Annotated in this window: 1 protein-coding gene and 1 other annotated feature; the gene reads right to left on the bottom strand. The window is 68.7% G+C overall.

Translation table 11 applies throughout. From position 1 onward, the window contains the following. Positions 1–30: 30 nt before the first annotated feature. Positions 31–1,331, bottom strand: a protein-coding gene (locus ACSEEN_RS21365) for an IS3 family transposase (protein ID WP_440714251.1) whose coding sequence is annotated in 2 segments (ribosomal slippage) — positions 31–1,040 and positions 1,040–1,331 — 1,302 coding nt in all. Because the reading frame shifts where the segments join, the coding sequence is not laid out codon by codon here. Further along, positions 901–1,053 (bottom strand) — a sequence feature (AL1L pseudoknot). It overlaps the preceding gene by 153 nt. Positions 1,332–1,382 lie beyond the last annotated feature (51 nt).

The following is a 1,382-nucleotide window of genomic DNA, read 5'->3' as shown; positions in this document are numbered from 1 at the left end:
TGAAGCGCCCCGGGTTTGGTGGAGGCTCGGTTATCTGGAACCGGTTCCGATCGGAACCTGGTCTTCAGGGTAGCGGGCGACCTCGTGGGATGCCCAATGGGTGGTCTCGAACTCGACGGGCGGGACGTGCCCGATCTCGCCATGCAGGCGTCGGTGGTTGAACCAGTCGACGTATTCAGCGACGGCGATCTCGAGATCCTTGATCGACGCCCAGCCGCCTTTCGGGCGCATGGCCGGGTTGCGGATGCACTCGGCCTTGAACAGCGAGTTGAACGCCTCGGCCATGGCGTTGTCGTAGCTGTCGCCGACCGTCCCGACCGACGCGACGGCGTCGGCTTCGGCGAGCCGCTCGGTGTAGCGAATCGCTCGATACTGGACTCCGGCATCCGAGTGGTGGATCAGGCCGGTGGTGTCCTGGCCTGCGCGGCGGCGTTCCCAGAGGCCCATGTCGAGCGCGTCGAGGGCGAGGTCTGTGCGCAGGCTCGTGGAGACCTGCCAGCCGACGACGCGGCGACTGAACACGTCGAGGACGAACGCGGCGTAGACCCATCCGGCATGGGTGCGGATGTAGGTCAGGTCCGCGACCCAGAGCTGGTTCGGCGCTGTCGCGGTGAAGGCACGCTTGACCAGGTCCGCGGGCCGCGCGGTCTCGGCGCCTTCCCCGAACGTGGTCGTGCGGGTCTTGTCGCGCCGGATGCCCTGGATGCCCGCCGCGCGCATCAGCCGTTCGACCGTGCAGCGCGCGACAGCGACGCCTTCGCGGTTGAGTGCGGCGTGGATCTTCCGCGCGCCGTAGACGCCGAGGTTGTCCTTGTGGACGACCCGGATATCCTCGGTCAGCTCTGCGTCGCGCTGCGCCCTGGCCGACGGTGGGCGCGTCTTGGCAGCGTAGTAGGTGCTCGGGGCGATCTGGGTGCCCGCGTCGGTGAGGACGCGGCAGATCGGCTCGACCCCGAACCGGTCGCGGTGCCCGTCGATGTACTCGACGAGCACCGCGGTGGGAACCTCGGTTACTTCAGCTTGCGGTCGAGCTCCGCGGCGGCGAAAAAAGCCGACGCCGTCTTCAGGATCTCGTTCGCCCGCCGCAGCTCCCGGACCTCACGCTCGAGCTCGACGATCCGCTGCGCTTCGGCGGTCGTCGTCCCCGGCGCCTGGCCGGCGTCGATCTCGGCCTGCTTCACCCAGCCGCGCAACGTCTCCGCGTTGATGCCGAGCTGCTCCGCGATGCGCTGCAGCGCACCCGCCTTCCGCGCCGGGTCCTGCCGGGCCTCGACCGCCAGCCGCGTCGCACGCTCACGCAACTCGTCCGGGTACTTCCGTGGTGCTGCCATGACTCTCATCCTCCGTGAGTTGAGAACCTCCACTGAACCCGGGGCGCTTCA

It is taken from the genome of Gordonia marina (assembly GCF_052036135.1).
Taxonomy (GTDB): Bacteria; Actinomycetota; Actinomycetes; order Mycobacteriales; family Mycobacteriaceae; genus Gordonia.
Note: the sequence above shows the minus strand (reverse complement) of the source record. Positions and strands in the feature narration are given on the sequence as shown.